Genomic DNA, 25,676 nt, shown 5'->3' with positions numbered 1-25,676 from the left:
GTGCTCCGGCGGACGGGGTTCACTGAGGCGACCCTAACTCACGCGAAGGCCCCCGCGTACGCGTTGAGCGCGGGCTGCCCGCCGAGGTGGGCGTAGAGGACGGTCGAGTCCGGGCCGATGTCGCCCCGCGCGACCAGGTCGACGAGCCCGGCCATCGACTTGCCCTCGTAGACGGGGTCGAGGACGACGCCCTCGAGCCGCGCGGTGAGCTCGATGGCGTCGATCGTCGAGGCGACCGGGATGCCGTAGGCGTCGCCCGCCCAGCCCGCGAGCATGGTGATCTCGTCGTCGCGCAGGTCGCGCTCCAGCCCGATGAGCGACGCGGTATGCCGGGCGATGCGGGCGACCTGGTCGCGGGTCTTCTCCAGGGTCGCCGAGGCGTCGATGCCGATCACCCGGCGCGGGCGGTCCGAGGCGGCGAAGCCCGCGATCATCCCGGCGTGCGTCGAGCCGGTGACGGTGCAGACGACCACCGTGTCGAAGAAGACCCCGAGCTCGGCCTCCTGGGCCTCCACCTCGCGCGCCCACCGCGCGAACCCGAGCCCGCCCAGCGGGTGCTCGGAGGCACCCGCGGGAATGCCGTACGGCACGCCGCCCGCCGCGCGGACCTCCTCCATCGCGCGCTCCCAGGAGTCGCGGACGCCGATGTCGAAGCCGGCGGGGTCGAGGCGTACGTCGGCGCCGAGGATGCGCGAGAGCAGGATGTTGCCGACCTTGTCGTTGACGCTGTCGGGCCAGTCCACCCAGCGCTCCTGCACCAGCCGCGCCTTCAGCCCGAGCTTCGCGGCCACCGCGGCGACCTGGCGCGTGTGGTTGGACTGCACGCCGCCGATGGAGACGAGCGTGTCCGCGCCGCTCGCGAGCGCGTCGGGGACGACGTACTCCAGCTTGCGGATCTTGTTGCCGCCGTAGGCCAGCCCGGAGTTGCAGTCCTCCCGCTTGGCCCAGATCGCCGGCCCGCCGAGGTGGGCGGAGAGGCGGTCGAGACGGTGCACCGGGCTCGGCCCGAAGGTCAGCGGGTACCGCGCGAAGTCGTCGAGGGCCACGGATGTCTCCTGGGTGGGCGAGCCGGTCAGTCGCAAAATATTGCATCCCACATACTGCAGACCGTCAAGGGCGGCCCCACGCTGTCGGGCCGCTGTGCTTTCGTGGAGCCATGACGGTCTCGACCGGCCCGGACACCGACCTCCGCTCGGACGCCGAGGCGACGCTGCAGCGCCTCGCCGGCCCCGACGCCGCGCTGCGCGAGGACCAGTGGGCCGCGATCCACGCGCTCGTGGCCGAGGGCCGCCGCGCCCTGGTCGTCCAGCGCACGGGGTGGGGCAAGAGTGCCGTCTACTTCGTCGCGACGGCGCTCATCCGGCAGCGCGGGGGCGGCCCGACGGTCATCGTCAGCCCGCTGCTCGCCCTCATGCGCAACCAGATCGACGCGGCGAACCGCGCGGGCATCCACGCGGTGACGGTCAACTCCGCCAACACCGACGACTGGCAGGACGTCTACGCCGAGGTCCAGGCCGGCGCGGTCGACGTGCTGCTCGTCAGCCCGGAGCGGCTGAACAACCCCGAGTTCCGCGACCAGGTGCTCCCCGAGCTCAGCCGCACCGCGGGCATGCTCGTGGTCGACGAGGCGCACTGCATCTCCGACTGGGGGCACGACTTCCGGCCCGACTACCGCCGGCTGCGCACCCTCATCGCCGAGCTGCCCGACGGTGTGCCGGTGCTCGCCACCACGGCGACGGCCAACGACCGGGTCACCACCGACGTGGCCGACCAGCTGGGGGTGTCCAGCAGTCAGGACACGAAGCGCAGCGGAGCTGGACCATCGGACGACGACCACGCCCTGGTGCTGCGCGGCGAGCTCGACCGCGAGTCGCTGCGCCTCGGGGTGCTGCCGCTGGACAAGGGGGCGGACCGCTTCGCCTGGCTCGCCCAGCACCTCGACGACCTGCCGGGCTCGGGCATCGTCTACACGCTCACGGTCTCCGCGGCCGACGAGCTCGCCGCGTTCCTGCGCGAGCGGGGCCACCCCGTCGCCGCCTACACGGGCAAGACCGACCCCGCCGAGCGCGAGCGCGCCGAGGACGACCTGCTGGCCAACCGCGTCAAGGCGCTGGTGGCGACGAGCGCGCTGGGCATGGGGTTCGACAAGCCCGACCTCGGCTTCGTCGTGCACCTCGGGGCGCCGCAGTCGCCGGTGGCCTACTACCAGCAGATCGGCCGCGCCGGCCGCGGCGTCGAGCGCGCCGAGGTGCTGCTGCTCCCCGGGCCGGAGGACCGCGACATCTGGGCCTACTTCGCCTCGCTGGCCTTCCCCGCCGAGCCGCAGGTGCGGGTCGCGCTGAGCGTGCTCGGCGACGCCGGGCGGCCGATGTCCACGGCCGCCCTGGAGCCGCGGGTGGAGCTGAGTCGCGGGCGCCTGGAGATGATGCTCAAGGTCCTCGACACCGACGGCGCCGTCCGCCGGGTCAAGGGCGGCTGGGAGGCCACCGGGCAGCCGTGGGAGTACGACGGCGCCCGCTACACCGGACTCGCCAAGGCCCGGCGCGCCGAGCAGCAGGCGATGCTCGACTACATCGCCACCGACGGCTGCCGCATGGAGTTCCTCCGCCGCCAGCTCGACGACCCCGGGGCCGCCCCGTGCGGGCGCTGCGACAACTGCACCGGCAAGCACGCCGACCCGACGATCGGCGAGGACGTCCGCGTGCAGGCGCAGACGACGCTCGACCGGCCCGGGGTCCCGCTGGCCCCGCGCAAGCAGTGGCCCAGCGGCATGGACGCGCTCGACGTGCCGCTCAAGGGCAAGATCGCGCCCGGTGACGCCGCCGAGGAGGGCCGCGCGCTCGGCCGCCTCACCGACGTCGGGTGGGGCCCGCGCCTGCGCCCGCTGCTGCGCGCCGACGACCTCGTGCCCGACGCCGCGGTCGACGCCGTCGTCGAGGTGCTCAAGGGATGGGACTGGGCGCAACGCCCGGCGAGCATCGTGTGGCTGCCCTCGCGACGCCGCCCGGTGCTCGTCGAGAGCTTCGCCCAGCGCATCGCGAGCATCGGGCGCCTGCCGCTGCTCGGCGCGCTGGCGGACACCGCTCCCCCCATCTACGAGGACCCGGAGGACGACGCGGAGCCCGAGGCGCCCAACTCCGCCCAGCGCCTGGCCGAGGTGTGGTCGCGGCTCTCGGTCCCGGGCGGGATGGACCCCAGCGCGGGCCCGGTGCTGCTCGTCGACGACGTCGCCGACTCCGGCTGGACGCTCACGGTCGCCGCGGCGCTGCTGCGGCGGGCGGGCGCGCCGGCGGTGCTGCCGCTGGTCCTCGCCACGACGGCGTGAGCCCAACCCGGCACGGCTCGGCGGTCACCGGGTCTGACATGCTCGGACGTCGAGCCGGGCCGGCGTCGCGCCGCCCGTGGCCGCCGACCGGGCGGCGCCCGGGTCCACGGGAGTGATGATGGCGAGCCGGCCCGTCGCGGCACCGACCCCCGACGCCGACGATCCGCGGACCGAGAGGCTCGACGCCGCACCGGGTTCCCCGCAGCACCCGCGGCACCCGCAGCCTCCGCCCGGGCGGTCGTGGGCGGCCCGCCTCCTGCTCGCCGTGCTCGTGGCGCTGCTGGTCGCCGGCGGGCTGGTCGTCCGGCTGGGCCTCGTCGGCGGCGACGGCATCGGGGCCGGCGACAACGCCGACGGCGCCCGCCTCTTCTGCGTCGCCGAGCTCGAGCCCGTCGCCCCCGACGGCCGCGCGGCCTGGCGCGACGTCGTGGTCACGGAGTTCCGCACCGGCGGCGAGGCCTGCCCGCCCGAGGCGCCCGCGTCGTCGGCCGGGCTCGTCCTGTCCGTGGCCGTCGACGCCGGCGCGCTCCTCGAGGGCGCACCCCCGGCGCCCGACGGGACGCAGCGCTTCTCGCTGGAGTGGCTCGCCGCCCTCTACCTCGGGCTGATCGCGCTGGGCGCGGGCGTCGCGGCGTACGCGGTGACGGCACGGCACGCCGCACTGCGCCTGCTGACCGTCCTCGGGCCCCCGATCGCGCCGCTGCTGCTCGTGCCCTGGTGGTCGCGGTTCCTCGTCTCCACCTACGCCGAGCCGGCGGGCCTCGTGGGCGCGGTGTGGGTGGCGCTGGGGCTGCTGGCGGTCGCCGTGACCCGCCCGGCCGACCGGGGCGCGCGGATCGCGGCGCTCGTGCTGCTCGGCGCGGGGGGCGCGCTGGCCGCGACCGCCAAGCCCGGTTTCCTCGCCGTCGGCGCCGTGGCGGTCGTGGCCGCGGCGCTCGTCGCCGTCGGCACCGCGCGGCGCCGGCGCCGGGTCGCCGGCCTCGCGACGGCCGCGGTCGTGCTCGCCGTCTCGGCGCTGCCGGTGCTCTCCGGGCTGCGCGCCCAGGACGACTACTACGAGGTCGTCAACGCCCACAACCTCGCGTTCACCGCCGTCCTCCCCGAGTCCGGGCCGCCCGCCACGGCGGCGCTCGGGCTCCGGCCCGAGGCGTGGGACCACGCCGGGGAGGGGTTCTTCTTCGACAGCGGGGCGGGCGTGCCGGGCTGGCGCGAGACCGTGGCCGACCGGCCCGAGGAGCTCCGGGCCGCGGCCTACCGGTGGGTGGCCACGCACCCGCGCGTCCTCGCCCGGCTCGTGCAGCGCGGCATGGTCGCGACGATGCGCCCGCAGATGCCCTACCTGGTGTCCGCGACGGCCGGGGCGGACGGCGCCGTCGGTGACGCGCCGGTCGAGTTCCACCCCGAGGCCCCGCCCTTCATGGGCCCGTTCTTCGCCTACCTCGACGAGGTCGACGCCCCGTGGCTGCCGGCGGGCCTGGTCGCGGTGAGCGTGCTGGGTGCGGCCGCGACGCTCGTCGTCCCCCGCGAACGCGGTGTCGCCGCCGGATGGTTCCGGGCGGCCGCCCGGCTGACCCGGGTCGCGGCCGCGCTCGCCGTCGCCGGCACCGGCGTCGTCGTCGTCGCGGTGCTCGGTGACGGCTACTACGAGCTGATCAAGCACGTCTGGCTCGCGTCCTACGCCTTCGTCGTCACCGCGGGCGTCCTGGCAGCGGCCCTCGTGGCGGCGGGCACCGGCGCGGTCGTCACGCGGCGCCGGCGCTGACGCACGGTCCTCGTCGGGTTCTCGCCCTCATGGTGGTCCCCGGGACGCTGTCGATCCTCGCGTCGCGCCGGCAGCGGGAGGACCGCCGCGAGCGCGAGGAATCCTGAGCCCGACCGACCGGCCGGTTCCCGTCGCCCGGCTCCGGGTGATATCCCCTGGGGTGTGACGATCGCCGCGCTCTACCGCTATCCCGTCAAGTCCATGCTCGGAGAGTCCCTGAGCCGCGCCGTGTTCGACGAGCGCGGGATCGCGGGCGACCGCGCCTACGCCGTGCTCGACGTCGAGTCCGGCATCGTCGCGAGCGCGAAGGTGCCCAAGCGCTGGGCCAAGCTGCTGGAGTTCTCGGCGGCGTTCACCGGGGAGCCGGTGCCGGGCGAGACCCCGCCGCCGGTGGTGATCACCTTCCCGGACGGCTCGACGCGGCGCAGCGACGACCCCGACATCGACCGGGCGCTCTCCGACGTGCTGGGCCGCGAGGTCCGGCTCGTCACCACCGCCCCCGAGGCGCCCAAGTTCGAGGAGCTGTGGGCCGACCTCGACGGCATGGACCGCGAGAGCCTCGCCCCCGAACACATCATCGACGCCACCACCTCACGCCAGGAGGACACCGGCGAGGCCATCAGCAGCTTCGACGTCGCCGCGTTCGCCCCGCCCGGGCGGTTCTACGACCTCGCGGCCCTGCACGTCGTCACCGAGTCGACGCTGAACCGGCTGGCCGAGCTCGCACCCGAGAGCGACTTCGACGTCCGCCGCTACCGCCCGAACGTCGTCCTCGCCGACACCGGCTCGGGGTTCGTCGAGAACGACTGGCCGGGCCGGGAGATGAGGCTCGGCGACGACGTCCGCGTCGCCTACACCTTCCAGACCATGCGCTGCGTCATGACGACGATGGCCCAGGGCGATCTCCCCGACGACCGCAATACGCTGCGCACCGTCGCGAAGAACAACCGCATCATGATCGAGAAGCCCGAGGTCGCCGGCAAGTGGGCCTGCGCCGGGGTGTATGCCGACGTGAGCGCCGGCGGCGAGGTCGCCGTCGGCGACGCGCACGCCTGACGGACCGAGGAGCAGCACCCGTGGACACCCGCTCGAGCACCGTCGACGGAGTGCTCTCCCGCAGCGCCCGCCGCACCCCGGACCGCGTGGCGCTGCTCTTCGCGGACCGCCGCTGGACCTACCGGGAGCTTGACGACGCCGTCACCCGCGCGGCCGGGTTCCTCGCGGAGCTCGGCGTCGGCGCGGGTGACCGCGTCGCCACCTACGGCAGGAACTCCGACGCGTACCTGCTCGCCTTCCTCGGCGCCTCGCGGCTCGGCGCGATCCACGTGCCGATCAACTACGCGCTCACCGGCGAGGAGCTCGGCTACCTCGTCGAGCAGTCGGGCAGCCGCCTGCTGCTGATCGACCCGGCGCTCGCCGGCCCCGTCGACGCGCTCCCGGAGCAGCCCAAGCAGGTGGTGCCGCTGCGCGACGCCCCCGGCTCGCTGCTCGACCGGGCCCGCACCGGCGAGATCCCGGAGCTGACGACCACGGTCGCCGACACCGACCTCGTCCAGCTCCTCTACACCTCGGGCACCACCTCGCGGCCCAAGGGCGCGATGATGACCCACCGCGGCCTGGTGCACGAGTACGTCTCGGGCGTGCACTCGCTGGCGATGTCGGAGGACGACCGCCCGCTGCACGCGATGCCGCTCTACCACTCGGCGGGCATGCAGCTGTTCCTCATGCCCTATCTCATGGTCGGCGCGACCAACCACCTCATGGAGGCGCCGGACATCCCCGAGATCCTGCGCCGGGTCGAGGCCGACGGCATCGGCGCGATCTTCCTGGCGCCGACGGTCTGGGTGCCGCTGGTCAACCACGCCGACTTCGGCACCCGCGATCTCACCAGCCTGCGCAAGGCGTTCTACGGCGCGTCGATCATGCCGGTGCCGATCCTGAACCGGTTGCGCGAGGCGCTGCCCGCGCTCGGGGTCTACAACTGCTTCGGCCAGTCCGAGATCGGGCCGCTGGCCACGGTGCTGCAGCCCGAGGAGCACGACGAGCGCCCCGACTCCTGCGGGCGCCCGGTGCTGTTCGTCGAGCTGCGGGTCGTCGACGACGAGGGCGCGGACGTCGAGCCGGGCGGCACCGGCGAGGTGGTCTACCGCTCCCCGCAGCTCTGCGAGGGCTACTGGGACAAGCCCGAGGAGACCGCCGAGGCCTTCCGCGACGGCTGGTTCCACTCCGGCGACCTCGTGCGGATCGACGACCAGGGCTACATCACGGTCGTCGACCGCATCAAGGACGTCATCAACACCGGCGGCGTGCTGGTCGCGTCCCGCGAGGTGGAGGACGCGCTCTACACCCACGAGGCCGTCGCGGAGGTGGCCGTCATCGGCACGCCGGACGACCGGTGGATCGAGGCGGTGACGGCGTTCGTCGTCCGGAAGAACCCCGTGTCGAGCGACGAGCTGATCACGCACGTCCGGGGCCGGCTCGCGGGCTACAAGACGCCGAAGCACATCCACTTCATCGAGGAGCTGCCCCGCAACCAGTCGGGCAAGCTGCTCAAGCGCGTCCTGCGCGACCAGGTGCCGGAGTCATGACCGCGTCGCCGCCCCGCCCCGGGAACTGGTTCACCCGGGGCGGCTGGTGGTTCGTCGTGCACCTGCTGAGCATGGGCGTCCTGCTGCCCGTGCCCCTCGCGCACGCCGCCGTGCGCGCCCGGCGGGCGCTCTACGCCGTGCTCGCGCTCGCCTCCCTGGTCCTCGTCGTCGGGTCGTTCGCGCTGAACCAGGCCGCGGACCGCACGCCGGACGGCCAGTACCACGGCCTCGCGGCGGCGCTGTCGTCCATCGGGCTGCTCACCGGCTTCGTCGGGGGGCTCGTCCTGCTGATCCTCATCCGGCCCCGGGTCTTCGACCGCCCCACCCCGAAGCCGACCGGGTGGGACCGCCCGCCGCCGGACCCGGCGATCGCCGCGGCCCTCGCCGCCCGCGAGCGCCGCACCGAGGCCCGGCGCCTGGCCGCGGACGACCCGCTGCTCGCCCGCGAGCTCCGCATCGGGCGCCCCGACCTGGCGCGCACCTACGACGACGGCGGGCTCGTCGACCTGAACACCGCGCCCGGCCCGGTGCTGGCCCGCACGCTCGGGATCGCACCCGCCCACGCCGAGCTGATCGTCACCAGCCGGACCGCCGCGGGCCGGTTCTCCGCCGTCGAGGACGTCTTCGCCTGGGCCGAGCTGCCCTACGAGGTGTGGGACCAGGTGCGCGACCGGGGCGTGGTCCTGGGACGCTGACGCCCCCGACCCGTGGAGGCCCGTGGTGCAGGACCAGGTGACCGAGCACGTCAAGGCGCCCCCGGAGATGGTGTGGGCGCTCGTCGCCGACGTCACGCAGACCCACCGCTACAGCGAGGAGACCTTCGAGGCCGAGTGGCTCGACGGCGCCACGGGGCCGGCGGTCGGGACCCGGTTCCGCGGGCACGTCCACCGCAACGGCCGCGGCCCCACGTACTGGTCGACGTGCCGGATCACCGCGTGCGAGCCGGGCCGCGAGTTCGGGTTCGAGGTCGTGGTGGGCGGCCGCTCGATCAACAACTGGCACTACCGGTTCGAGCCCGCCGGCACCGGCACGGACGTCACCGAGTCCTTCCGCCTGACGCCGAGCCCGGGCACGCGCCTCTACTGGGCCCTCGCCGGACGGGCCCGCGGCCGGACCAACCGCGCGAACATGCGCGCGACGCTGCAGAAGATCAAGGCGATCGCCGAGGCCGAGGCCCGGCCCGCGAACTGAGTTCCCTGCTCAGCGCGGGTGCGCTTCACTGGGCACATGAGCCGCGAGAAGGATCGACGCACGCGGTTGCCGCAGCTCGTGGTCACCCCCACCGGCTACCGGGCCTTCGACCCGGACCTGGTGCGTGACCGCAAGGACGTGCAGGAGACGACCGTCCGCAAGGAGCTGCGCTACCAGGACAACGGGCCCGAGCTCACGATCCTCCCGGTCCTGATGCTGCTCGGCGGCTTCGGGCTCACGCTGCTCCTCGGCGCCTCGGTGCTGAGCTACGTGCTGTGGTTCCTCGCCGGCGCCGTGGGGGGCCTGGTGGTGGGCGGGGTGATCGCCGGGGCGATCGCCCCCGATCGCGAGAAGGAGTACCGCGAGGAGCACCGCGACGCCGACCTCTGGGCCGAGATCCCGGCGGACGACCCGCGGGCGACGGTGTGCTCGCTCGCCGAGGAGATCGCGTCCACCCGGGCCTGGCAGGACGGCATCCTCGACGCGCCGCGTCACCTCGCCGGGATCGTGTGGTCGGCCGTCGCCAAGGACCCGGCGAGCTCAAGCGACGAGGACGCCGAGGACGTCGCCGTCGTCACCGAGAACCTGCGCGAGCTGCTCCGCGTCGCCCGCGACCTCGACCATCGCCGCGAGTACGGCACGCCGGCCGTCGACGAGCGCATCAGCGCCCGGGAGCCGACCGCGCGCGCCCGCGCCCTGTCCGCGGAGGCCCTCGAGAACGGGCGCAACACCCGCGACCTCCTCTGAGATCCGACATCTGAGATCCCGGCGTATCCCCCGGCGGTCCCCGCGCGTTCTCGTTGCGGACGACCGATCGGGGGGTGGGCGTGCGCCGTCAGGTGGACACCAGCGTGGGCATGGCGGCGGTGGCGCCGCTCGTGGCGCTGCTCGTGGCGACGGGAGCGCCCGCCGCGGCCGCGGCGCCGGCGACACCGGTGGTCGCGCTCCAGGCCCCGCCCCCCTCCGGCGAGCCCGAGGACGTCGAACCCGCCGCGCTCCCGGCCGCGTCGGCGACGCCGGCGCAGGTCGAGGAGGAGCGCCTCACCCCGCCCAGCCCCTCCCCCGACGCCGGCGGCGCCCGCCAGGCCACGAGCCCCGACCCGCTCAAGCTCGTCGCGGTGACCTGGACCGGCCCGGCGCCGCAGGTCGTCGAGCTGCGCAGCCGCCTGGTCACCGGCCTGTTCGGCCCGTGGACGCGGGTCGACCCGGTCGACACCGAGCGCGACGGGAAGCGGAGCGCGTCGACCGGCACCGAGCCGGTGTGGGTGGACGACAGTCGGGAGGTGCAGGTCCGGGCCACGACGAACGGGCAGCCGGTGACCCAGCGGGTGGCGCTCACCTCGATCGACCCGGGGACCAGCAGCAACGACGCCCGCATCGCCACCGCGGCCGTGACCCCCGGCGGCGCGACGGGCAGCCCGAGCAGCCCGAACGTCGTCACCCGCGCGCAGTGGGGCGCCGACGAGCGCCTGATGACCTGGGCGCCGGAGTACACGCCGACGGTGCGGGCCGTGACCGTGCACCACACCGCGGGCACCAACGCCTACACCGCGGCCGAGTCGGCGGCGATCGTCCGCGGGATCTACACGTACCACGCCCGCACCCAGGGCTGGGGCGACATCGGCTACCACGTGCTGGTCGACCGCTTCGGGACGGTGTTCGAGGGCCGCGCCGGCGGGCTGGCGCGCTCGGTGATCGCGGCGCACGCCGGCGGCTTCAACCGCGAGACCTTCGGCATCGCGATGATGGGCGACTTCACCTCGGTCGCCCCGCCGGCGCCGACGCTCGAGGCGACCGCGCAGCTCGCCGCGTACAAGCTGGGCGGGCTCTACCGCGACCCGGCCGCCAACGTCACCCTGACCAGCACCGGCGGCGGGACCTCGCGCTACCCGGCGGGCCGCGCGGTGTCGCTGCCGGCCGTGTTCGCCCACCGCGACGTCGGCGCCACCGAGTGCCCGGGCAACACCGGGGTGCGGTCCATGCCGACGATCCGCTCGCGCACCACGACGCTGGTCGGCAACCTCGCGAGCTACCCGATCCGGCAGAAGTGGCTGGCCCTGCGCAGCGTGCTCGCCGAGCCCTCGGTGGTCGAGAGCCCCACGGCGCGCTCGGGCCGCGTCACCCGGTTCTCCGGCAGCAACGGCGCGGTCTACTGGTCGAGCGCCACCGGGGCCCAGGCGGTGTACGGCGTCATCAACACCCGCTACGACGCCCTCGGCGCCGCCTCCTCGCCGCTCGGCCTGCCCCGCACCGACGAGAAGGCCGCCTCCGACGGGCGCGGGCGCTACAACCAGTTCGAGGCGGGCTCGATCTACTGGACGCCCCAGACCGGCGCGTGGCCGGTGCGCGGGCCGATCCTGAACCGCTGGGCCCAGCTGGGCTACGAGCGCTCGAGCCTCGGCTACCCGAAGGGCGACCAGCGCGCCGTGACCGGCGGGCAGCGCCAGGACTTCGAGCGCGGCTACCTGCGGCTCAACACCGCCACCGGTGCCGTGACGGTGAACAGCTAGCTCCTACTCGGGGTGCCCGATCGCCGTCGACGCCGGCACCACCACGTACTGGCGCAGGCACAGGTCGGTGAACACCACCGGGCCGCGCGGGCCGGGGACGTGGTCGACGTTGATCCCGGTCTCGGGCACGCGGCGCAGCTTGACGCCGTCGAGGAGCCGGGTCGTCGCGTTCCAGAACGCGCCGGTGCCCGCGTAGGTGTCGAGGAACGCCCGCGCCGCGGCCTCGTCGGCGGTGACGATCGTGGCGGCGAGGCCCGAGGTCTCGCGGTTGGCGATGGCGGCGGCGTCGGCGGGCCCGTCGGCCGGGGCGACGGTCACGGTCGCCTCGTGGCCGTCGTCGAGCGCCCACTCGTGGCCCAGCGCGTGGTCGTGCGGGGGCAGCGAGGCGCGCAGCCCGTGCTCGGCGAGCAGCTCGACCAGCCCGGGGACGACCTCGTCCCACCGGTGCCGCTCGACGAGCAGGAGGTTGAGCCGGTTGCAGACGCCGAGCCGGTCGATCGACGACGTCACCATGGTGCGCGTGAGCTCGGGCGGCGCGGCGCGGTCGACGTAGAGCACCCCACCGCCGTCGGCGTGGGCGAGGGTGCGCACGCCGTGCTGGGCGGCCTCGAGACCGAGCGAGCGCGTGGTGTCCCCGGACCCGCGCAGGATCACCAGCGGGATCAGCGCGGGGCGCCGGACGAGCTCGACGGCGCACTCGCGGCGCGGGTCGGTGACGAGCACGACCGCGTCGGGGTCGAGCCCGGCGCCGGCCAGGGCGGGCGCGACGACGGCCTCCATGAGGGCGGTGGCCGACGCGAGCGCGGCGCCCCCGGTGCGCAGCACCCCGGCGTTCCGCGACTTGACCAGCTGCGACGCCACGTCGACGACCACGTTGGGCCGCGCCTCGAAGTTCGCGCCGATCACCCCGACCGGGCGCCGGCGCTCGATCAGCCGCAGCCCGTCGGGGCGCTCCTCGAGCACGGTGTCGATCTCGGGCGTGGGCACGTCGGCGAGCTCGTGCAGCGTCGCGGCCATCGCGTCGAGGCGCGGCCGGTCGAGGCGCAGGCGGTCGACGAGCGCGGGTGTGGTCCCGGCGGTCTCGGCGGCCTCGACGTCGGCGGCGTTCGCGGTGAGCACCGTGTCCGCGGCCTCGGTGAGCAGGCGCGCCATCCCGCGCAGGGCGTCGGCGACCTCGTGGTCGTTCGCGGCCGCCATCCGCGGGGCCGCCGCGGCGGCGCGCCGGCCGCAGTCGGTGACGATCTCCGCGGGGTCGGTGGCGGTCTGGATCGCGGTCACGGCGAGGTCACCTCGGCGGGGGCGGTGGGGTCGGAGACAGTCGTGACGACCGGGACCAGGTCGTCGGCGTGCACCACTTCCCGGCGCAGCTCCGCCGGGAGGTCATCGCTGGAGCGCCCGGAGATCTCGGGCAGCTCCTCGGCGTCGAACGCCACGACGCCGCGGGCGACGACCTCACCGCGCGGGTCGACGAGGTCGACGACGTCGCCGGCCTCGAAGTCGCCGTCCGAGCCGACGATCCCCGCGGCGAGCAGGGAGCGGCGGCGCCCCACGACGGCCCGGACCGCGCCGGCGTCGAGGTGCAGGCGCCCGCGCGTGCCGGCCATGTGGCGCAGCCAGAAGCGGCGCGCGGAGAGCCGCGGCCCGTGGGGCGCGAAGACCGTGCCCACCTCGGCGCCGTCGAGAGCGGCGGACGCCTGCGCCGCGGCGGCCACGAGCACGGGCACGCCGGCGCCGCTGGCGAGGTCCGCCGCGGCGAGCTTGGAGGCCATGCCGCCGGTGCCCAGCGAGGACGTCCTGCCGACGCGCACCCCGGCGAGGTCGGCGCCCCCGGTGACCTCGCGGACGAGGCTCGCGCCCGGCGAGCGCGGGTCGGCGTCGTACACGCCGTCGACGTCGGAGAGCAGCACGAGGGCGTCGGCGGAGATCACGTGCGCGACGAGGGCGGCGAGCCGGTCGTTGTCGCCGAAACGGATCTCGTCGGTGGCCACGGTGTCGTTCTCGTTGACCACCGGGACGACGCCGAGGCCGAGCAGGCGCTCGAAGGTCCGCTGGGCGTTGCGGTAGGGCTGGCGGCGCACGACGTCGTGGGAGGTCAGCAGCACCTGGCCGACGGTGCGTCCGTGGCGGGCGAAGGCCTCGGCGTAGGCGCGCGTGAGGTGCAGCTGCCCGACGCCGGCCGCGGCCTGCTGTGTGGCGAGGTCCCGGGGGCGGCGCGGCAGCCCGAGGGGACGCAGCCCCGCCGCGATCGCCCCCGACGACACGAGCACCACCTGCGAGGCGCTCGCGCGCGCCGCGACGGCGTCCACGAGCGCGTCGAGGCGGCCGACGTCGAGGCCCCCGTCGACGCTGGTCAGCGACGTGGACCCGACCTTGACCACCAGCCGGCGCGCGGAGGAGACGGTCTCCCGCGCGCTCATCGCGGGTCGTCCTCGTAGTCCTCGTGCCACGGCGCGACGCCGAGCTCGTCGTCGGTGCGGTGGCGGCGGCGCTCGTCGCGGGCGGCGCGGCGGTCGGTGGCCGACGGGCGGTCGACCCGCTCGGCGCCCTCCAGGCGGGGGTCGGTGCCGCGGTTGCCGCGCATGGCCGCGACGCCGGCCGGGGTCGACGGCTCCCAGTCGAAGGTGTGGACGCCGATCGTCACCATGTCGCCGGGCGTCGCGCCGGCCTCGGCGAGCGCCTCCTCGACGCCCAGGCGGGCGAGCCGGTCGGCGAGGTAGCCGACGGCCTCGTCGTTCTGGAAGTCGGTCTGGCGCACCCACCGCTCGGGCTTCTCGCCCTTGACCAGGAACCCTTCTTCGGGATCGGGCTCGATGGTGAAGCCGGTGTCGTCGACGGCCGTGGGCCGCAGCACGACGCGCGGGGCGGTCGACGGCGCGGCCGCGGCGCGGGCCTCGTCGACGGCCGTGGCCATCGCGTAGGCGAGCTCCTGCAGTCCGGCCCGGCTCGCCGTGGAGATCTCGACGACGGGCCAGCCGAAGGTCGCGACGTCGGCGCGGGTCATCTCCGCGAGGTCGGCGGCGTCCGGCACGTCGATCTTGTTGAGGGCGACGATCCGGGGCCGCTGCGCGAGGTCGGTGCCGAGCGCGGGCGTGTAGGCGGCGAGCTCGGCCTCGAGGGCGCGGATGTCGGAGACGGGGTCGCGGTCGGGCTCGAAGGTCGCGCAGTCGACGACGTGCACGAGCACCGAGCAGCGCTCGATGTGGCGCAGGAAGTCGAGGCCGAGGCCCTTGCCGCTGCTCGCCCCCGGGATGAGGCCGGGCACGTCGGCGACGGTGAAGGTGCTCCCGCCGGCCGAGACGACACCGAGGTTGGGCGCGAGCGTCGTGAACGGGTAGTCGGCGATCTTCGGCTTGGCGGCGCTCAGGGCGCTGACCAGCGAGGACTTGCCGGCGCTGGGGTAGCCGACGAGCCCGACGTCGGCCATCGAGCGCAGCTCGAGCACGAGGTCGCGCGACTCCCCCGGCTCGCCGAGCAGCGCGAACCCCGGGGCCTTGCGCGACGGGCCGGCGAGCGCGGCGTTGCCCAGCCCGCCCCGCCCGCCGCGCACGGCGACGAACCGCGTGCCGAGGCCGGTGAGGTCGCCGAGGATCTCGCCGTCGGTGTCGAGCACGACGGTGCCCTCGGGCACGGCGAGCTCGATGTCCTCGGCGTTGGCGCCGTTGCGGAAGCTGCCCATGCCCGGCTTCCCGTTGCCCGCCGTGGCGTGCGGGCGGTGGTGGAAGTCGAGCAGCGTGTGCACGCCGGGGTCGACGACCAGCACGACGTCCCCGCCGCGCCCGCCGTTGCCGCCGTCCGGGCCGCCGAGCGGCACGAACTTCTCCCGGCGGATCGACGCGCACCCGTGCCCGCCGCTGCCCGCCGTGACGTGCAGCGTCACGTGGTCGACGAAGCGGGCCATCTCCTCGGCGTGTCCTTCCCGGTGTGTCCTGTCAGCGACGTGGCGTCGCTGTCATCCAGTGTCCGTATCGCCACGCGCTCGACGGCGGGGCGGGACGAACGAAAGGGGTGGGTCCGAGTCCCGGACCCACCCCTGACGGTACTGCTGCGGTATCTCAGGCGGAGACGGTCTCCTCCGCCGGGATCACGTTGACGTTCTTGCGCCCACGCTTCGACCCGAACGTCACCGAGCCGGCGACGAGGGCGAACAGCGTGTCGTCGCCGCCGCGGCCGACACCGGTGCCCGGGTGGAACTTGGTGCCGCGCTGGCGGACGAGAATCTCGCCGGCCTTGACGACCTGGCCGCCGAAGCGCTTGACCCCGAGCCGCTGGGCGTTGGAGTCGCGACCGTTGCGGGAGCTGGATGCACCCTTCTTGTGAGCCATGGCTGCTCCCCTTTACTTCGAGATGTTCGTGACCTCGAGGCGGCTGTAGCGCTGGCGGTGGCCGACGCGCCGCTTGTACCCGGTCTTGTTCTTGTACTTCAGGATCTTGATCTTCGGGCCCTTGTTCTCACCGACGATGTTGCCGGTGATGGAGACCTTCTCGAGGTCGGAGGCCGAGCTGAGCACGGTGCTGCCGTCGACGATCAGCACGGGCTGCAGGTCGACCGTGTCACCGTCGAGGAGCTCCACGTCGATGACGTCGCCGACCGCGACCTTGTACTGCTTGCCGCCGGTCTTCACGATCGCGTACATCTTCCGCGGGACTCCTGTCTCCTGTGGCTTTCCGGCTCCGGCGCGGCCCGTGCGGGTGGGGCCCGGCGCGCTGGCGCCGCGGGTGACGACCCGGCGGGCACCGATCTCCTAGGGTACCCGCCCCCGTGGTGCGGGTCCGACCCCGGGGGCCGACCCGCACCCCGGAGGGTCGGTGCGGTCAGTCGGTGGGCGGCCCGGCCGGGCGCGAGGCCGCACGGCGGCGGCCCCGCCGGGCGGTCCCGGTGCCGGTGGGCGCGGCGGCCGGCTCGGGGGTCTCGGTGACGTCGTCGGACGCGTCCGACGACGTCCCCGCGGGCGTCACCAGCGCCTCGTCACGGCCGTGACCGTTGCCGTTGGCGGCCCCGATCGCCCCCGTGATGCGCGGCGCGGGCCCCGTGTCGGCGGCAGCGGCCTCCGTCCCCGTGTCGGGTCCGGTGCCGTTGCTGCCCGGGACGTGCTCCGCGAGGTCGGCCTCGAGCGCGACCTCCGCCTGGACGGCCTCGTGGATCGCCTCCTCGACGGCCTCGTCGCCGCTCTCGGCGCTGTCCTGCTCCGCGCCGCTCGTCACGGCGATGCCCGCCTCCAGCTCGACCTCGGCCTCGTCCGCCTCGACGACGGTCTCGGTCGTCTCGGCCGTCTCGGGCGCCGTGGACTCCCCGTCCTCGGACTCCTCGGAGCCCCCCGGCACGAAGCCGCTGGCGGCGGCCACGGTGGCGGGCGAGGCACTGTCGGAACGCTCCGCCCGGCGGCCACGCCGGCCGCGCCGGCCCGAGCCGCCCTCCTTGGCGTCCTTCGACTCCTTGGCGTCCTTGGACTCCTTCGTGTCCTTGGACTCCTTGGACTCCTTCGACCCGTTCCCGTTCGACGACCCGTCCTCGTGCCCGATCACCGGCTCGGTGGAGACGATGACGCCCCGGCCGCGGCAGTGCTCGCACGTCGTCGAGAACTCGTCGAGCAGCCCCTGCCCGACGCGCTTGCGGGTCATCTGCACCAGGCCGAGCGAGGTGACCTCGGAGACCTGGTGGCGCGTGCGGTCGCGGCCGAGGCACTCGGTGAGGCGCCGCAGCACGAGGTCGCGGTTGGACTCCAGGACCATGTCGATGAAGTCGATGACGATCATGCCGCCGATGTCGCGCAGCCGGAGCTGGCGCACGATCTCCTCGGCGGCCTCGAGGTTGTTGCGGGTGACCGTCTCCTCGAGGTTGCCCCCGGAGCCGGTGAACTTGCCGGTATTGACGTCGACGACGGTCATCGCCTCGGTCCGGTCGATCACCAGCGTGCCGCCCGAGGGCAGCCAGACCTTGCGGTCGAGCGCCTTGATCAGCTGCTCGTCGATGCGGTACGCGGCGAACACGTCCTCGGGACCGATGTGGCGGGACAGGCGCCCGGCGAGCTCGGGGGCGACGTGCGCGACGTAGTCCTCGAGCGTCTCCCACGCCTTCTCGCCTGAGACGACGAGCGACGAGAAGTCCTCGTTGAACATGTCGCGGACGACGCGGATGAGGAGGTCGGGCTCCTCGTAGACCAGCGTCGGGCCCTTCGAGCCCTTCGCGCCGGCGGCGGAGGACTCGATGACCTCCCACTGGGCGGTGAGCCGGCGGACGTCCCGCTCGAGGTCCTCCTCGCTGACGCCCTCGGCGGCCGTGCGGATGATGACGCCCGACTCGTCGGGCACGATCCGCTTCAGGATCTCCTTGAGCCGCTTGCGCTCGGTGTCGGGCAGCTTGCGGCTGATCCCGGTGGCCCCGCCCGCGGGCACGAACACCAGGAAGCGGCCGGGCAGGCTGATCTGCGTGGTCAGGCGGGCGCCCTTGTGGCCGACCGGGTCCTTCGTCACCTGGACGAGCACCTGGTCGCCGGTCGCCAGCGCCTGCTCGATCTTGCGCTGCTTGCCCTCGAGGCCGGACGCGTCCCAGTTGACCTCGCCGGCGTAGAGGACGGCGTTGCGCCCGCGGCCGATGTCGACGAACGCGGCCTCCATCGACGGGAGCACGTTCTGCACGCGGCCGAGGTAGACGTTGCCGACCATCGAGTTCTGGCCGTCGCCCGCCACGAAGTGCTCGACGAGCACGCCGTCCTCGAGCACCCCGATCTGGCTGCGGCCGGCCTGCTGGCGCACGACCATGGTGCGCTCGACCGCCTCGCGCCGGGCGAGGAACTCCGACTCGGACAGGATCGCCGGGCGGCGCCGGCCGGACTCGCGCCCGTCGCGGCGGCGCTGACGCTTGGCCTCGAGGCGCGTGGAGCCCTTGACGCCCTTGACCTCGTCGTTCGACGAGCGGCCGCCCTCGGGGCGCTCGACCCGGTCGCGGACGTGGGTGACGGTGTCCGGCGGGTCGTCGCCGTCACCGGACGAGCCGTCCGAGGAGCCCGACGTGCCCTCGCCGTCCGAGGAGCGGCGGCGACGGCGGCGCCGGCGCCGCGAGCCACCCGACGAGCCGTCCCCGTTGCCCTCGTCGCTCTCGGAGCTGTCGCCCTCGGCGTCGTCGTCGCTGTCGCCGGAGTCACCCGACTCGTCGGACTGGTCACCGGAGTCCGCGTCGGAGTCCTCGCCGGACTCCGAGTCGGCGTCGTCGCTGCCACCGCGGCCACGACCGCGTCCGCGCCGACCCCGGCGGCGACGCCGGCGGCCGCCGTCCTCGTCGTCGTCGGACCCGTCGGACCCGTCGGCGCCGTCCGCGCCGTCGGTCCCCTCGGAGCCCTCGCCGGTCGCCGCGTCGGACTCGGCCGGGTCGTCGGCGTCCGCGCGCGTCTGCTCGGGGCCCGCCTCCTCGGCGGCCGGGGCCGGCTCGCCGGTGGTCTCGGTCTCCGTGGCCTCGCCCGGGGTGACGACGCCGGTGGAGCGGCTGCCGCGACGGCGGCGGGTCCGCGTCGGCACGGCGTCCTCGGAGGCCGTGGACTCGGGCGCGAGGAACATCGGCGCCGCGAAGGCGGGTGCCGACGCCGAGGACGCCGAGGGCGCCGACGGAGTTGCCGGGAGCGTCGTGACGTCACCGATGACGTCATCGCTGGTGTCGAGTCCGGCGGCGACGTCGGTGTCGGCCGTGGTGTCGAGGGCCGGCGGGTCGGCCGGCGTCGCCCCGGTGGCGGGCTCGGCCGCGCCCGGGGCCGGGAACAGGTCCTCGACGACCTGGCTCACGACCCCGCGGTCGACGCTGGACTGGGCGCTGCGCGCCCCGACGCCGAGCCGGGCCAGCACGGCCAGCAGCTCGCGACTCGAGGTGCCCACGACGCGGGCGAGCGCGTGCACTCTGACCTTGTCCGGGAGCGCGGCCAGGGCCGCGTCGTCGGGGCGTCCGGGTGCGACGGAACTCCCTTCGGCGGTGCTACCGCCTGAAGGGGTGTCGGTGTCGGTCATCCATCTCCTTCGCCCCCGGGCGCGACCCTGGGGTCGCGGCCACACGGGGACCTTCGCGTGGTCTCGCCTGGCGGCCGTCGGGGACGGTCGCCGATTGCGGCACGTCCGGCGGATCGGGTGGCCGTCGGTCGTGCGGTGCGGCGACGTACGAGCACCGATGCCGACCGGCTCCCGCCCGGGGGGCTACGCGGGGGTGGCCGCGCGGTCCGCCGCGAACGGGTCGATCAGCTCCCCGCGCTCGTCGAGCCGACCCTGGGCCCACCGGGTGGCCCTGACGGGCTCCGGGAACTCGAGGCCGGCGGCGGCGCGAAGGGCACTGCACACGTCGTCGGGTCGTGCGGCCGGCGTGGTGTGCCGTACGACCGCCGTCAGTCTCCCACACGTCGCCGCTCGTGCACGGTCCTCCCGGTCCGCGGTCGCCGCTTCGCCCTTTCGGGTGAGCCCACACCCCAGTTCGGCGACGGCGGCTCGCACGTCCAGCGGGCGCGGACCGTTCTTGGTGAGACGCTCCACCGACACCTCCGGCGCGGCGAGGAACGCCGCGACGGCCTCGGCGAGCGCCTCGTCGGGCACCCCGGGCGTCTCGATCTCCCAGTGGCTCGCGTCGATCCGGTCGGCGAGCGCACCCGGCCCGGCGAGCACCACCTCGACCACCGCGATCCCCTCGGGGAGCACGGCGTCGACCTCGCGCGCGACGAGGGCGGGGTCGAGGTGCTCGGTGACCCCGATCTCGACGTACTCGGCCTCGCTGGCCGCGCCCGTCGGGGCGGCGCCGATCCAGGACAGCCGCGGGTGCGGGCTGAACCCGTGCGACAGCGACACCGGCACCCCGGCACGGCGCAGCGTCCACTCCATCGTCCGTGCGACGTCGCGGTGCGAGCTGAACCGCGCGCGCCCTCGCTTCGCGAACTGCATCCGCAGCTTGGCCACCGTCGGCGCCGAGGGGTGCGGCGCCTCGCCGGGCTTCGTCCTCGCCATGATCAGCTTCCTCCCCCGCCGGTCGGCAGGACCATCATCTCGTCGCCCGCCGGACTGAAGCCGGCCGCGCGGTAGAACGCGGCCCCCGCCGCGGACGGGCGCAGCACCAGCCGGACCAGCCCGCGCTCGCGCGCGTGGGTCACGGCGGCGCCCAGGAGCTTGCGGGGCACCCCGCGCGGCGCCGCGCCGAGCGCGACGAGGCTGCCGACGTAGCCCCAGCGCTCCCCCGGGCGTCCGGGGGCGGGCATGGCGGCCACCTCGGCGACGTCGAGCGACCCGACGGCCTCCCACCCGGCGTCGCCCCGGGCCTCCGCGACCCAGACGGCGTGGTGCGAGAGCTCGGCGCGCCACCACGTCGCGAACCCGTGCTCGAAGTGCGGGTCGGCACCGGGGGCGCTGCGGCCCCGCTGCTCGACCCAGGCCCGGCGCAGCGCGGCGACGGCGTCGCCGTCCGTGGTGCCCGCGCGGCGGACACGAACCTCGGGCTCGGCCTCGCTCACGGATGCTGGGACGCGAGCGCCGGATTGCGCACCGGGGTCGACGTGCGGTGCTCGACCGGCGTGATCGGCAGCGACGGCCTCCCCGGGGGCGCCATCTGGATCTCCGTGCCCATCGTCGGGCAGACGCCGCAGTCGAAGCACGGCGTCCAGCGGCAGTCGTCCTGCTCCTCGGCGGCGAGCGCGTCCTGCCAGTCGTCCCACAGCCAGCCGCGGTCGAGCCCCGAGTCGAGGTGGTCCCAGGGCAGGATCTCGTGCTGGTCGCGCTCGCGCGTGGTGAACCAGTCGAGGTCGACGCCGTCGACGCCGTCCAGGGCCGTCTCGGCCGCCGTGACCCAGCGCTGATAAGAGAAGTGCTCGCTCCAGCCGTCGAACTGCTGGCCGTCGCGCCAGGCCTGCTCGATCACCCGGCCGACGCGGCGGTCACCCCGGCTGAGCAGGCCCTCGACCAGGCTGGGCTGCCCGTCGTGGTAGCGCAGCCCGATGTTGCGGCCCAGCGAGCGGTCGCTGTTGATGGCCTCGCGGAGCCGGCGCAGACGGTTGTCGACGACGTCGGGCGCGGTCTGCGCGGCCCACTGGAACGGGGTGTGCGGCTTGGGGACGAACGCGCCGATCGACACCGTCGCGCGCACGTCGCCACGCCCCGCGGACTTGCGGCCCGCGCGGATGACCTCGTGGGCCATCGACGCGATCTGCAGGACGTCCTCGTCGGTCTCGGTGGGCAGCCCGCACATGAAGTAGAGCTTGACCTGCCGCCACCCGTGCTCGTACGCGGTGGAGACGGTCGCGATGAGCTCCTCCTCGGAGACCATCTTGTTGATGACCTTGCGCAGGCGCTCCGAGCCGCCCTCGGGCGCGAACGTGAGGCCGGACCGGCGGCCGCTGCGGGTGAGCTCCTCGGCCAGCGTCACGTTGAACGCGTCGACGCGGGTGCTCGGCAGGCTCAGGCCGGTGCCGGTGCCCTCGTAGCGGTCGGCGAGCGAGGTCGCGATCTCCCCGATGCCGGAGTGGTCGGCGCTCGAGAGGGAGAGCAGGCCGACCTCGTGGTAGCCCGAGTTCTTCAGGCCCTGCTCGACCATCTCCCCCACGCCCTGCGGCGAGCGCTCCCGGACCGGCCGCGTGATCATGCCGGCCTGGCAGAAGCGGCAGCCGCGGGTGCAGCCGCGGAAGATCTCGACGCTCATCCGCTCGTGGACGGTCTCGGCCATCGGGACGAGCGGGGCCTTCGGGTACGGCCAGTCGTCGAGGTCGCTGGTGGTGCGCTTGTGCACGCGGGCGGGCGCCGCGTCGCTGGTCGGCGTGACCGCCGCGATGGCGCCGTCGTCGCCGTAGGAAACCTCGTAGAGCCCCGGGACGTAGACGCCGGGGACGGCGGCGAGCCGCTCGAGCGTCTCGCGCCGCGTCAGCCCCTCCGCCGTCGCCGCCTTGACGACGTCGGTGATGTCGCCGACGACCTCCTCGCCGTCACCCAGGGCGACGATGTCGACGAAGTCGGCGATCGGCTCGGGGTTGAACGCGGCGTGGCCGCCCGCGAGCACGAGGGGGTGCTCGGTGGTCCGCTCGGCGCTGTGGAGCGGGACGCCGGCGAGGTCGAGGATCGAGAGCAGGTTCGTGTAGCCGAGCTCGGTGGCGAAGCTGACGCCGAGCACGTCGAACGCGCCCACCGGGCGGTGCCCGTCGACGGTGAACTGCGGGACGTCGTGCTCGCGCATGAGCTCGGCGAGGTCCGGCCACACGGCGTACGTGCGCTCGGCGAGCGCGTCGGGGCGCTCGTTGAGGACCTCGTAGAGAATCATCAGGCCCTGGTTGGGCAGGCCCACCTCGTAGGCGTCGGGGTAGCAGAGCGCCCAGTGGACCGGCACCGAGTCCCACGGCTTGGTCCCCGCGTTGCGCTCGCCGCCCACGTACTGCACCGGCTTCTTCACCCGGGGCAGCAACGGTTCCAGGCGTTCGAACACGGACTCGACCACGGGACCCAGGGTAACGATCGGGATGGCTGCGCCAGGTGAGTGGTTCGGGTCGCCGGGACGACCCGGAACACTCACCTGGCGGGAGCCGTCAGCCGAACCAGAGCTTGATCTCGCGCTCGGCGGACTCGGGCGAGTCGGAGCCGTGCACGATGTTCGAGCCCGTCTCCAGGGCCAGGTCGCCGCGGATCGAGCCGGGGACGGCCTTCTCGACGGGGTCGGTGCCGCCGGCGATCTGGCGGAAGGCGGCGATGGCGCGCGGACCCTCGACCACCATGGCGGCCACCGGGGCCGAGGTGATGAACGAGATGAGCTCCTCGTAGAAGCCCTTGCCCTCGTGCTCGGCGTAGTGCTGCGACGCGAGGTCGCGGTCGACGGTCTTCAGCTCCAGCGACACGAGGCGCAGACCCTTGCGCTCGATGCGCGAGACGACCTCGCCGATCAGGCCGCGCTCGACGCCGTCGGGCTTGACCAGCACCAGGGTGCGCTCACTCACGTCGTTCCCGTTCCCCTCGTCATGGACCACTGTTGGTCGGCGCCGAGGGTAACGAGCCCGCTCAGGTGCTCTGCCCGGCCCACTGCCTCTGGCGCCGCAGCACCTCGTGGCGCATCCACAGCATCAGCGCCCAGACGAGGCAGAAGATCAGCCCCAGCACGCCCAGGGACGGCGAGACGACCCATCCCAGCAGCATGAGCACCTGTAGACCCAGGGCCAGCGGCAGGCCCCAGGGCCGCGAGAAGGTCGCGATCGCGACGACCATGCCGACGGTCAGCACGACCACCCACGCGATCTTGGCGGGGTCCAGGCCGCCCTCGACCTTGTCCATGACCAGCAGCGCGAGCGGCACGATGACGACCTCGAGCGAGAGGCACGCGCTGGCGGGGCCGCGGAACGCCTTCCTGGCGGCCGCGCCGCCGTCGGGAACGGTCTCGATGGTCGAGCTCCGCTCCCCTATCGGCGTGCTGTGCTCGTTGTCGTCTCCCGTCACGCCGGCTCCCTCCCCAGCAGCGTCCGCGCCTCGCCCGCGGCGACCACGGAGCCGACGACGAGCACGCCGGCGCCCGCCACCGGGGTGTCGGGGTCGTCGGTCTCCTCGGCCAGCCCGATCGCCGTCTCCAGCGCCGCGTCCATCCGCGTCTCGACGACCACCCGGTCCGCGCCGAAGAACCCGACCGCGAGGCTCCCGAGCTCGTCGGCGTCCATCGCCCGCGGCGACGCGACGGCGGTGACGACGACCTCGTCGAGCACCGGCTCGAGGGCGGTGAGGATGCCCTCGGCGTCCTTGTCCCGCATCACCGCGACGACCCCCACCAGGCGCCGGAACGAGAACTCCTCGCGCACCGCGGCGGCGGCCGCGCGGGCGCCGTGCGGGTTGTGGGCGGCGTCGACGACGACGGTCGGCGCCGAGCGCAGCCGCTCCAGGCGCCCCGGCACGCGCACCGACGCGAACGCGTCCCGGACGGCGGCGATGTCGAGCTTGCGCGACGCCCCCGCCCCGAAGAACGCCTCCACGGTCGCGAGCGCCAGCGCGGCGTTCTTGGCCTGGTGCTCGCCGAACAGCGGCAGGTAGATGTCGTCGTACTCGCCGCCGAGCCCCTGCAGGCGCAGCTGCTGGCCGCCGACGGCGACCTCGCGGGCGAGCACGCCGAACTCCATCCCGGAGCGGGCGACCTCGGCGTCCATCGCCACCGCGCGCTCGAGCAGCACCTGCGCCGCCTCGGGCGACTGCTCGGCCATGAGGGCGACGGCACCCTGCTTGATGACGCCGGCCTTCTCGGCGGCGATCCCGCCGAGCTCGGGGCCCAGGTAGTTCACGTGGTCGATGTCGATCGGGGTGATCGCGGCGACGGCGGCGTCGGCGACGTTGGTGGCGTCCCAGCTCCCGCCGAGCCCCACCTCGAGGACGGCCACGTCCACCGGCGCGTCGGCGAACGCCGCGAACGCCATCCCGGTGAGCACCTCGAACTTCGACAGGCGGGGGCCGTCGCCCTGCGCCCGGTCGACGATCCCGAGGAACGGGGCGATCTCCTGGTAGACCTCGACGTAGCGCCGGGCGCTGATCGGGACGCCGTCGATCGCGATCCGCTCGGTGGCCCGCTGCAGGTGCGGGCTCGTGTAGCGGCCGGTGCGCGGCCCGATGCGGGTGAGCAGCGCGTCGATCATCCGCGTGACCGAGCTCTTGCCGTTGGTGCCGGCGACGTGGATCGCCGGGTACGAGCGCTGCGGGTCGCCGAGCACCTCGACCAGCGCGCGGATGCGGTCGAGCGAGGGCTCGATGCGGGTCTCGGGCCAGCGCTCGTCGAGCTCGGCCTCCACGGCGCGCAGCGCGGCGAGCGCCTCGGCGTCGTCGGGCTCGCGGCCGGGCCGGTCGTCGGTGGGCCCGACGGTGACGCCCTGGCTCAGCGCGTCGGCGAGCGCACCCCCGCCCGGGCCCGAGCCGGAGTCGTCGGCGCCCCCGGCCATCGCCAGGAGCTGGGCGAGCTCGTCGGCGTCGGCGTCACCGGACGCGTCCTGATCTTGCCACGGGGTCGAGCTCCGCTGCGCTTCGTCTCCCGCGTCGACGGAGCCCCACCGGTCGTCAGTCATCCCCACCGATGTTACGGCTGTCCGCGGTCCCGGGCCCGCGCCGCCACGAGGTCGGCCAGGCCCTGCGCGAGCTCCGGCTCCGCCGGCCCCGAGCCCGCCGACCGGCCCACGGCGAGGCCGAGCAGGTAGGCGGTGATCGGGGCCGCGGGCCGGGCGACGCCGTGGGCGACGTCCTTGGTCATGTCGAGGACGAGCGGCGTGACGACCTCGGGGTCGACCAGCTCCTCGATGCCCAGCTCCCGGGCGACCTCGTCGATCCAGTCGTCGAGGGTGCTCACC

At 74.7% G+C, this 25,676-nt stretch carries 22 protein-coding genes; 8 read left to right on the top strand and 14 right to left on the bottom strand.

The window, feature by feature from the left end:
• Positions 1-38 precede the first annotated feature (38 nt).
• Positions 39-1,046, bottom strand: coding sequence for a 1-aminocyclopropane-1-carboxylate deaminase (locus WCD58_RS10050; protein WP_337702232.1), 1,008 nt, complete (start codon positions 1,044-1,046; stop codon positions 39-41).
• Positions 1,047-1,156: 110 nt separating this feature from the next.
• Between WCD58_RS10050 and WCD58_RS10045 the strand changes: the two genes are divergently transcribed.
• The 8 genes from WCD58_RS10045 to WCD58_RS10010 all read left to right on the top strand — a co-directional run bounded on the left by WCD58_RS10045 (position 1,157) and on the right by WCD58_RS10010 (position 11,376).
• On the top strand, positions 1,157-3,325 hold the full coding sequence (locus tag WCD58_RS10045) for a RecQ family ATP-dependent DNA helicase (protein WP_337702230.1): 2,169 nt from the start codon (positions 1,157-1,159) through the stop codon (positions 3,323-3,325).
• 118 nt (positions 3,326-3,443) lie between these two features.
• Positions 3,444-5,087 carry a glycan biosynthesis hexose transferase WsfD gene (wsfD, locus tag WCD58_RS10040; protein ID WP_337702228.1) on the top strand — a complete coding sequence of 548 codons (1,644 nt, stop codon included), beginning with the start codon at positions 3,444-3,446 and terminating at the stop codon, positions 5,085-5,087.
• A gap of 162 nt (positions 5,088-5,249) precedes the next feature.
• Entirely contained in the window at positions 5,250-6,143 is an 894-nt protein-coding gene (locus tag WCD58_RS10035; protein ID WP_337702226.1) for an MOSC domain-containing protein, read from the top strand.
• A 20-nt stretch (positions 6,144-6,163) separates the two neighbouring features.
• Positions 6,164-7,675: an acyl-CoA synthetase gene (locus tag WCD58_RS10030; protein ID WP_337702224.1), complete on the top strand. Its 1,512-nt coding sequence runs from the start codon at positions 6,164-6,166 to the stop codon at positions 7,673-7,675.
• A complete protein-coding gene (locus tag WCD58_RS10025) occupies positions 7,672-8,370 on the top strand; it encodes a helix-hairpin-helix domain-containing protein (protein ID WP_337702222.1) in 699 nt (232 codons plus the stop codon). The genes WCD58_RS10030 and WCD58_RS10025 overlap by 4 nt, the downstream gene beginning before the upstream one ends.
• Positions 8,371-8,395: 25 nt before the next feature.
• Entirely contained in the window at positions 8,396-8,866 is a 471-nt protein-coding gene (locus WCD58_RS10020; RefSeq protein ID WP_337702220.1) for an SRPBCC family protein, read from the top strand.
• A gap of 36 nt (positions 8,867-8,902) precedes the next feature.
• Complete coding sequence (locus WCD58_RS10015) at positions 8,903-9,613, top strand: hypothetical protein (protein ID WP_337702217.1); 711 nt, start codon at positions 8,903-8,905, stop codon at positions 9,611-9,613.
• 80 nt (positions 9,614-9,693) lie between these two features.
• The gene (locus WCD58_RS10010) at positions 9,694-11,376 is read left to right on the top strand and encodes an N-acetylmuramoyl-L-alanine amidase (protein WP_337702215.1); all 1,683 of its coding nucleotides are present in this window, start codon (positions 9,694-9,696) and stop codon (positions 11,374-11,376) included.
• Positions 11,377-11,379: 3 nt separating this feature from the next.
• Here WCD58_RS10010 and WCD58_RS10005 read toward each other — a convergent pair whose 3' ends face one another.
• The 13 genes from WCD58_RS10005 to WCD58_RS09945 form a co-directional block, all read right to left on the bottom strand.
• Complete coding sequence (locus WCD58_RS10005) at positions 11,380-12,654, bottom strand: aldehyde dehydrogenase family protein (RefSeq protein ID WP_373696203.1); 1,275 nt, start codon at positions 12,652-12,654, stop codon at positions 11,380-11,382.
• Positions 12,651-13,793, bottom strand: a complete 1,143-nt coding sequence (gene proB, locus WCD58_RS10000; protein WP_337702213.1) for a glutamate 5-kinase — start codon at positions 13,791-13,793, stop codon at positions 12,651-12,653. Before proB ends, WCD58_RS10005 begins: the two co-directional genes overlap by 4 nt.
• Positions 13,790-15,274, bottom strand: coding sequence for a GTPase ObgE (gene obgE / locus WCD58_RS09995; protein ID WP_337702211.1), 1,485 nt, complete (start codon positions 15,272-15,274; stop codon positions 13,790-13,792). Before obgE ends, proB begins: the two co-directional genes overlap by 4 nt.
• A gap of 154 nt (positions 15,275-15,428) precedes the next feature.
• Positions 15,429-15,698, bottom strand: a complete 270-nt coding sequence (gene rpmA / locus WCD58_RS09990) for a 50S ribosomal protein L27 (RefSeq protein WP_337702209.1) — start codon at positions 15,696-15,698, stop codon at positions 15,429-15,431.
• Positions 15,699-15,710: 12 nt separating this feature from the next.
• A complete protein-coding gene (rplU, locus tag WCD58_RS09985; protein ID WP_337702207.1) occupies positions 15,711-16,010 on the bottom strand; it encodes a 50S ribosomal protein L21 in 300 nt (99 codons plus the stop codon).
• A gap of 178 nt (positions 16,011-16,188) precedes the next feature.
• Entirely contained in the window at positions 16,189-19,368 is a 3,180-nt protein-coding gene (locus WCD58_RS09980; protein WP_337702205.1) for an Rne/Rng family ribonuclease, read from the bottom strand.
• A 183-nt stretch (positions 19,369-19,551) separates the two neighbouring features.
• Positions 19,552-20,346 carry a TIGR03936 family radical SAM-associated protein gene (locus WCD58_RS09975; RefSeq protein WP_337702203.1) on the bottom strand — a complete coding sequence of 265 codons (795 nt, stop codon included), beginning with the start codon at positions 20,344-20,346 and terminating at the stop codon, positions 19,552-19,554.
• 2 nt (positions 20,347-20,348) lie between these two features.
• On the bottom strand, positions 20,349-20,846 hold the full coding sequence (locus tag WCD58_RS09970) for a GNAT family N-acetyltransferase (protein WP_337702201.1): 498 nt from the start codon (positions 20,844-20,846) through the stop codon (positions 20,349-20,351).
• Positions 20,843-22,813, bottom strand: a complete 1,971-nt coding sequence (locus WCD58_RS09965) for a TIGR03960 family B12-binding radical SAM protein (protein ID WP_337702199.1) — start codon at positions 22,811-22,813, stop codon at positions 20,843-20,845. Before WCD58_RS09965 ends, WCD58_RS09970 begins: the two co-directional genes overlap by 4 nt.
• A gap of 88 nt (positions 22,814-22,901) precedes the next feature.
• Positions 22,902-23,306, bottom strand: coding sequence for a nucleoside-diphosphate kinase (gene ndk, locus WCD58_RS09960; protein ID WP_337702197.1), 405 nt, complete (start codon positions 23,304-23,306; stop codon positions 22,902-22,904).
• 61 nt (positions 23,307-23,367) lie between these two features.
• Positions 23,368-23,799, bottom strand: a complete 432-nt coding sequence (locus tag WCD58_RS09955) for a DUF4233 domain-containing protein (protein ID WP_337702194.1) — start codon at positions 23,797-23,799, stop codon at positions 23,368-23,370.
• Positions 23,796-25,397 carry a bifunctional tetrahydrofolate synthase/dihydrofolate synthase gene (folC, locus tag WCD58_RS09950; protein WP_373696202.1) on the bottom strand — a complete coding sequence of 534 codons (1,602 nt, stop codon included), beginning with the start codon at positions 25,395-25,397 and terminating at the stop codon, positions 23,796-23,798. Before folC ends, WCD58_RS09955 begins: the two co-directional genes overlap by 4 nt.
• Positions 25,398-25,408: 11 nt before the next feature.
• Positions 25,409-25,675 carry a DUF6457 domain-containing protein gene (locus WCD58_RS09945; RefSeq protein ID WP_337702192.1) on the bottom strand — a complete coding sequence of 89 codons (267 nt, stop codon included), beginning with the start codon at positions 25,673-25,675 and terminating at the stop codon, positions 25,409-25,411.
• Position 25,676: the final 1 nt, after the last annotated feature.

The sequence above is a fragment of the Actinomycetospora flava genome, assembly GCF_037400335.1.
GTDB classification, from domain to species: domain Bacteria; phylum Actinomycetota; class Actinomycetes; order Mycobacteriales; family Pseudonocardiaceae; genus Actinomycetospora; species Actinomycetospora flava.
The sequence above is the reverse complement of the archived record's forward strand: the minus strand, read 5'-3'. Positions and strand labels throughout refer to the sequence as shown.

Excerpts from the sequence above, each read along its gene's own strand:
- WCD58_RS10045 (WP_337702230.1), top strand. The coding sequence starts at position 1,157 with ATGACGGTCTCGACCGGCCCGGACACCGACCTCCGCTCGGACGCCGAG.
- wsfD (WP_337702228.1), top strand. The coding sequence starts at position 3,444 with ATGGCGAGCCGGCCCGTCGCGGCACCGACCCCCGACGCCGACGATCCG.
- WCD58_RS10025 (WP_337702222.1), top strand. The coding sequence starts at position 7,672 with ATGACCGCGTCGCCGCCCCGCCCCGGGAACTGGTTCACCCGGGGCGGC.
- WCD58_RS10015 (WP_337702217.1), top strand. The coding sequence starts at position 8,903 with ATGAGCCGCGAGAAGGATCGACGCACGCGGTTGCCGCAGCTCGTGGTC.
- proB (WP_337702213.1), bottom strand. The coding sequence starts at position 13,793 with ATGAGCGCGCGGGAGACCGTCTCCTCCGCGCGCCGGCTGGTGGTCAAG.
- obgE (WP_337702211.1), bottom strand. The coding sequence starts at position 15,274 with ATGGCCCGCTTCGTCGACCACGTGACGCTGCACGTCACGGCGGGCAGC.
- rpmA (WP_337702209.1), bottom strand. The coding sequence starts at position 15,698 with ATGGCTCACAAGAAGGGTGCATCCAGCTCCCGCAACGGTCGCGACTCC.
- rplU (WP_337702207.1), bottom strand. The coding sequence starts at position 16,010 with ATGTACGCGATCGTGAAGACCGGCGGCAAGCAGTACAAGGTCGCGGTC.
- WCD58_RS09980 (WP_337702205.1), bottom strand. The coding sequence starts at position 19,368 with ATGACCGACACCGACACCCCTTCAGGCGGTAGCACCGCCGAAGGGAGT.
- WCD58_RS09975 (WP_337702203.1), bottom strand. The coding sequence starts at position 20,346 with ATGGCGAGGACGAAGCCCGGCGAGGCGCCGCACCCCTCGGCGCCGACG.
- folC (WP_373696202.1), bottom strand. The coding sequence starts at position 25,397 with ATGACTGACGACCGGTGGGGCTCCGTCGACGCGGGAGACGAAGCGCAG.